Raw genomic sequence first — 6,522 nt, forward strand, 5'->3', positions numbered from 1 at the left:
GCAAGATCGCGGGCCTTGGCGGGTTTCATGCCCTGACCTTCGATCAGGCCAAAGGCAACATTTTCCCAAACGGTGAGCGAATCAAAAAGGGCAGCACCCTGAAACAGCATGCCGGTCTTTGCCAGCATGGCATCGCGTTCGGCCTGTGACGCGGTGGTCATTTCGACCCCGTCCACCTTGATCGACCCCTGATCCGGGGTAAGCAGGCCCAGAACGCATTTCAGCGTAACCGATTTGCCGGTGCCCGATCCGCCAATGATGGCAACCGATTCACCCTTGGCGACGTCAAGATCAACACCCTGAAGCACCTTTTTCGGGCCAAAGCCCTTGTGAACGTTGCGAAGCGATATCTTGGCTGTGTTGCTCATGATCCTGCCAACCGGCCCTTATCGCGTGAAGAACAGTTCGGTGACGATATAGTTCGAAATCAGGATCAGGATGGAGCTTGAAACAACCGCATTGGTCGTTGCCTGACCAACACCCTGCGCACCACCCCGGGAATGATACCCGTGATAGCACCCCATCAGTGTGATGATAAAGCCAAACACCGCGGCCTTCACAAGACCCGAAACGACATCAAGCTGTTCGAGATACTGGAACGTGTTGCGGATATAGGACCCGTCATTAAAGCCAAGCTTGTTCACGCCAACCAGATAACCACCCATTACCCCGATGATATCGCCAATCAGAACCAGAACGGGCAGGGTGATCAAACCGGCAATGACGCGCGGCACAACCAGATATTTGAACGGATTGGTCGACAGGGTCACCAGTGCATCGATCTGTTCGGTTACACGCATGGTGCCAATCTCGGCCGCAATGGCGGCACCGACACGGCCCGCCACCATGAGGCCAGCCAAAACCGGGCCCAATTCGCGGGTCATGGAAATGACAACCACGGTCGCAACCGCACTTTCGGCCGAAAAGCGCGAAAACCCGGAATAGGATTGCAGCGCCAGAACCATCCCGGCAAACAGGGTGGTCATGGCGACAACCGGCAAGGAGAAATAGCCGATTTCACGCATCTGTTTGAAAATCAGGCGGAAATAGATCGGTGGTGTGACCATGTGGCCGATGGTGCGACCCGCAAATACCGTGACGCGACCGACAAGGGCCAAAAAGGTCAGAAACATATGGCCAACCGGCGCAAAGATCGGCATCTGTACTTCGAAGTCCCCTGTTATCGACCTGCCGGAATTGTCTGGCTGGCTATTATGATTTAGCTCTCTGTATAAACCCGCCGGTAGCGATGTCCAAGAGAAGTTAGAATTTCATAACCGATTGTACCAGCAGCAGATGCAACGTCGTCAACCGTCATCTTGTCATCAAGAAGCGACACCATATCCCCGGCCTTAAGCGTTTTGCCCGGAAGGTCGGTAATATCAACCGTGATCGCATCCATCGAAACGCGCCCGACATAGGGAACTTCGTGCCCCTTGATGATCAGCTTGCCGGAATTGGACAGTGAACGCAGCCAACCATCAGCATACCCGACTGCAAGGGTGGCGATTTTCGATTTGCGTTTTGCCTGCCAAGTGCCGCCATAACCAACCCTCTGAGGTTCATCGATTTCGCGGACCTGAAGGACTTTGACCTTAAGGTTCACGACAGAACGCATCGGGTTGGTGGTTTCCGGCGTCGGGTTGCCACCCCAAAGGGCGATGCCCGGACGGCAGAATTCAAGATGGTAGTCATCATTGCGGAAAATCGCCGACGAGTTACAGAACCCGCGCGGGGCCGGCGGCAGACGACGATACCACTTCATGAACAGGTCGTACTGTTCCTTGGTGACCGGGTTTCCGGCCTCATCAGCCGCAACCGGGTGGGTCATGTAACCGGCCTTTTCAAACCCATAGAGCAGGGATGAATAGCGGTCGACAAGGTTGCTGACATCAAGTGGCGTCAGGCCAAGACGGCTCATGCCGGTATCAAGATGGATAAAGGCCGGAGCCGGACGTTCATATTCGCGGCACAGGTTTGACCAGCGTTCGATCTGTTCCAGATCGTTCAGCACCGGGATGACGTCATTTTCAATAAAGAATTCCTCGTCACCGGGCAGGACACCGTTCAGAACCGCAATGCGACCACCACCACGCAAAACCGGGAACAGTTCGGCGGCTTCGTTGGCTTGCGCCACAAAGAACAGCCGGCATCCCTGCTTTTTGAGGACCGGGACGATGGTTTCGGCGCCAAGACCATAGGCATTTGCCTTTACCACAGCCGCACAGGTGCGCCCGGTATAGCGTTTGGTCAGGGTTTTATAGTTGTCGGCAACTGCTTTCAGATTGATTTGCAGTTCCGCGCACTCGGCAGCACGGCCGACGGCGGGAAGAACGGTCATTCGTAATACCCCGTGGAATCCGTTGGTGGATGGGTGGTTGCCCTATCCTCTATTCATATTCTTCTTCTGTGTGATCAAGATCACCAAACTTGGTGTAGTTCCCGTCAAAGAACAGGCGCACGTTGCCCACCGGGCCGTGACGCTGCTTGGCAACAATAACTTCGGCAGTGTTGTAAACGTGGTTCAGACGTTCCTGCCACTGCGAGTAACGTTCCCCGAATTTGTCAGTGGCTTCTTCCGGGCGCTGGGCCGGTTCGGCACGTTCGAGATAGTACTGTTCGCGATAAATGAACATCACGACGTCGGCGTCCTGCTCGATCGAGCCGGATTCACGAAGGTCGGAAAGCTGCGGACGTTTGTCTTCGCGCTGTTCGACCGCACGTGAAAGCTGCGACAGGGCCAGCACCGGAACTTCGAGCTCCTTGGCAATCGCCTTGAGCATACGGGTAATTTCCGAAACTTCCTGCACGCGGCCATCGCCACGGAAGTTGGTCGGCGGTGCCAGAAGCTGCAGGTAATCGACGACGATCATCGCAAGGCCGTGCTGGCGCTTAAGGCGGCGGCAACGTGTGCGAAGTGTCGATACCGGAAGGGCCGGCGTATCATCGATATAAAGCGGAACGGTATTGAGTTCCTGGGTTGCCAGCAACAGACGTTCGAAATCCTGTTCGTTCAGGTCACCACGGCGCATGTTATCGCCCGAAACCTCGGCTGCCTGCGACAAAAGGCGCCCGGCAAGCTGTTCGGCCGCCATCTCAAGCGAGAATACGGCAATCGCCCCGGTTCGGGTTTCATCACGGGTGTCTTCGCCTGCCGCACGGTTCTGATGCGATGCGATGGCTGCGTTAAACGCGATGTTCATCGCAAGGGCGGTTTTACCCATCGACGGACGACCGGCAAGGATCAGCAAGTCAGACGGGTGCAAACCACCCAGTTTGCGGTCGATATCGCGCAAGCCCGTGGTCACACCAACAACGCGCCCAGCGTTTTTATAGGCGTGATCGATATTCTCATAGGCCTTGGCAAGGGCGGGGCCAAACGCGACAAAGCCCGATTCCGCAGAACCGGCTGTTGCCAGCGAGAACAGTTTCTGTTCGGCTCTTTCGATCTGGTTGGTGGCGTCGGTATCAAGTTCGTACTGATAGGCTTCGTTGACGACTTCCTCGCCAAGTTCGATCAGTTCGCGCCGCAGATACAGGTCATAGACCAGCTTGCCATAGTCGCTGGCATTGATCACCGAAACCAGATTGTTTGACAGTTCGGCCAGATATTGCGCACCACCGATTTCGGCAAGATGTTCATCCTGCTTGAAATAGGCTTTGAGCGTGACCGGGTTGGCCAGTTGGCCACGTTCGATCAGCTTGCCGCAAGCCTCAAAGATGCGGCCGTGACGCCCATCGGCGAAATGTTCCGGGCGCAGAATATCAGACACGCGCTCGTAGGCCGCGTTGTTATTGAGGATCGCGCCAAGAAGGGCAGCCTCCGCTTCAAAATTGTGCGGCGCCATGCGATCGAGCACCATTTCGGTGTCGGCACCATGGTCCGGTTCAAGCGGGGCAAAAAGGGCATCTAAATTGGGATCTGTCATGGGCCGAAAAGGTAGCAGGCATCAGCAAGACCGCAAAGAGCTAATCGGTATAACTCATAGCCGGTATTCCGCCAGCGCAGAGGTCGCAAATGCCGCAGGCTCCTGAAATGCTTTGAAAAAATCGACGGGCCTTGGCGTTAGGGCAAAAGAAAACGGCACATCCCTGCGGATGTGCCGTTTTCAAATCGTTCGAAGAACCTGCGATTAAGCGTTGGTTTCTTCTTCGTCAGCTTCGATTGCTTCTGCAAGGTCAGCCGGAACTTCTTCTTCGAAGAGTTCTTCAGCGGCTTCGAGGGCTTCCTCTTCTTCCGCTTCCATTTCTTCGATGGTGCCAAGAACAGCAGAACCCTTGCGGAGCTGTTCAGCGGCATCTTCTTCGGAACGTGCAACGTTGGCGGTTACCTCAATGATAACTTCCGGGTGCAGGTTGATACGGACCTGATGCAGACCAAGGGTCTTGATCGGCTGATCAAGAACGACCTGGGTACGGGCAACAGTGAAGCCTGCTTCGGTTACTGCGTTTGCGATATCGCGGGCAGTGACCGAACCATAAAGCTGGCCAACGTCGGATGCCTGACGAACGACGGTGACTGCGAGTTCACCCATCTTCTCGGAAACAGCTTCTGCTTCCTTACGGCGTTCCAGGTTGTCAGCTTCAAGCTGTGCTTTCTGTGCTTCGAACACAGAGATGTTTGCTTTGGTTGCACGAAGGGCCATGCCCTGCGGCAGCAAGCGGTTGCGGGCGTGGCCCGGCTTGACAGTGACTACGTCACCCATCTGACCGAGTTTTTCTACCCGCTGGAGCAGAATAACTTCCATCACCGATCCTCCTCATTGCTACGGGTCATCGGTTCTTTCCCCCGCAGCCTGATTAAATGCTCAACAATTCCAAGTCCGGTGATCGCGATAAACGACCAGGTGGACAGAACCGCGACGATGTAAAACACCGTCAGAATTACACGTTTTTGCGGCCATCGGGCTGCCTGCCCATGCACCAGCGCCAATCCCTGAAACAGGAACGGCACTGCCAGTACCACCGCGACGTTGCGCGCCACATAAGCCAGCGAACCATCGGCAAAGCCGACCGTAAACCCGGCCAGGGCAAACACAAACAGTGACCAGCCAGGCAAGGCAAAGGTTGCCATACTTGGTGTCGGACGCAGGTTTTTGCCTGCACGCACCAAAATTGCCTGTGCGATTGCGGCGTTGGCGAACAGCATCAATAGCCAGCTCACCGCTGCAATCGCCGGGAAGTAAGTCTGGAACATACCAATCAGCCCCTGAACATCGGATGTCATAGGGACACCCATTTCCGAGTACATCTGGCTCAGGAACTTCGCGATGAAGTCCTGAATGTCCACACCTTCCGCCGTCAGTGTTCCGGTAACGAAGATCATTACCGTCGCGACCATGACGGCCATGGCACTTACGACAATTCCGGAAGGCAGAAAGGCAAGATTGCCATTTTGATCTTTCCGGACGACCAGCGCCATGCGGGTCAACAACATCGCCGGTCCGGCAAACACGACCATAAAGACCGTGAAAGGCAGTAATCCCCCCATAAGAATGAGGGCAATACATGCGGCAAATGCCGCAACCAGCAGGCGTTTGGGCCCTTGCCACAATCCCGTAAGGAAAAGCGGCAGATGCCCGAAGTATGAAAGCAAAAGAGCAAACGGATTTCCTGATAGAACCAGCAGGAACAGAACGGCACTGCCAAGTCCGGTCCCAATCGCTATGAGGGTGTCACGTTGCATCATTTACTCCCGGCCCGAGACCTCAAAAGGGTCTCTTGCCGACTGCCTCAGACCTGGTCTGCGTAGGGCAGCAGCGCCAGGAAGCGTGCACGCTTGATGGCTTTCGCCAGTTCGCGCTGCTTCTTGGCCGAAACCGCAGTGATACGGCTCGGAACGATTTTGCCGCGTTCGGAAACGAAACGCTGCAGCAGTTTGACATCTTTGTAGTCAATCTTCGGCGCATCATCACCCGAGAACGGGCAGGTTTTACGACGACGGAAAAACAGACGACGTCCAGCCATGATATTATCTCCTCGCTATCTGTTAGCCGTTCTGACGGGGACCGCCACGGCGATTACCGCCACGACCGCCGCGCTCGTCGCGGTTGCGCAGAATGGCAGACTGTTCTTCTTCGAACTCGTCAACCTTGACAGTCATCTGACGCAGAACGTCTTCGTTCAGGCGCATCTGACGCTCGTATTCCGCGATCGCGTCTTTGTCAGCTTCGATCTGGAAGAGAGTATAGTGGCCTTTGCGGTTCTTTTTGACACGGTATGCCAGGGAACGCAGACCCCAATATTCGGTTTTGGCGATTTTGCCGCCGAGACCTTCGATGGTCTGGGTCAGCTTTTCGTTCAGACTTTCGACCTGTGCGGTCGAGAAGTCCTGACGTGCGATAAACACGCTTTCGTATTTGCTCATAATACTCCTATTACTCCTTTTGGCTTATCTCTTCCTGCATGACCTCGTGCCATGCAGGCATAGCCGGACAATCCCGGCAAGGAGCCGTGAGACGGCGGAATATACACTTTTCGCCCATGAGTGCAACGCCAAATGCAGCTTTTTGCCGATTACGG

General features: G+C 55.2%; 8 protein-coding genes. All 8 read right to left on the reverse strand.

The window, feature by feature from the left end; genetic code table 11:
* Positions 1-368 (reverse strand): ABC transporter ATP-binding protein (locus B3Z49_RS00390; RefSeq protein WP_296987360.1); only part of this gene is annotated, 368 nt, incomplete at its 3' end.
* A gap of 18 nt (positions 369-386) precedes the next feature.
* Complete coding sequence (locus B3Z49_RS00395; RefSeq protein WP_008890538.1) at positions 387-1,160, reverse strand: MlaE family ABC transporter permease; 774 nt, start codon at positions 1,158-1,160, stop codon at positions 387-389.
* 59 nt (positions 1,161-1,219) lie between these two features.
* Positions 1,220-2,341 carry an alanine racemase gene (gene alr / locus B3Z49_RS00400; RefSeq protein ID WP_120226201.1) on the reverse strand — a complete coding sequence of 374 codons (1,122 nt, stop codon included), beginning with the start codon at positions 2,339-2,341 and terminating at the stop codon, positions 1,220-1,222.
* Positions 2,342-2,390: 49 nt separating this feature from the next.
* Positions 2,391-3,929: a replicative DNA helicase gene (locus tag B3Z49_RS00405; protein WP_008890540.1), complete on the reverse strand. Its 1,539-nt coding sequence runs from the start codon at positions 3,927-3,929 to the stop codon at positions 2,391-2,393.
* Between the two features lie 204 nt (positions 3,930-4,133).
* Positions 4,134-4,748: a 50S ribosomal protein L9 gene (gene rplI, locus B3Z49_RS00410; RefSeq protein WP_008890541.1), complete on the reverse strand. Its 615-nt coding sequence runs from the start codon at positions 4,746-4,748 to the stop codon at positions 4,134-4,136.
* Positions 4,748-5,686, reverse strand: coding sequence for a DUF2232 domain-containing protein (locus tag B3Z49_RS00415; protein ID WP_063088484.1), 939 nt, complete (start codon positions 5,684-5,686; stop codon positions 4,748-4,750). The genes rplI and B3Z49_RS00415 overlap by 1 nt, the downstream gene beginning before the upstream one ends.
* Positions 5,687-5,733: 47 nt before the next feature.
* Positions 5,734-5,967, reverse strand: coding sequence for a 30S ribosomal protein S18 (rpsR, locus tag B3Z49_RS00420; protein WP_008890543.1), 234 nt, complete (start codon positions 5,965-5,967; stop codon positions 5,734-5,736).
* A 22-nt stretch (positions 5,968-5,989) separates the two neighbouring features.
* A complete protein-coding gene (gene rpsF, locus B3Z49_RS00425) occupies positions 5,990-6,367 on the reverse strand; it encodes a 30S ribosomal protein S6 (RefSeq protein WP_008890544.1) in 378 nt (125 codons plus the stop codon).
* Between the last annotated feature and the right edge of the window lie 155 nt (positions 6,368-6,522).

This window comes from Thalassospira sp. UBA1131 (genome assembly GCF_002311515.1).
In the GTDB taxonomy this organism is placed as follows: domain Bacteria; phylum Pseudomonadota; class Alphaproteobacteria; order Rhodospirillales; family Thalassospiraceae; genus Thalassospira.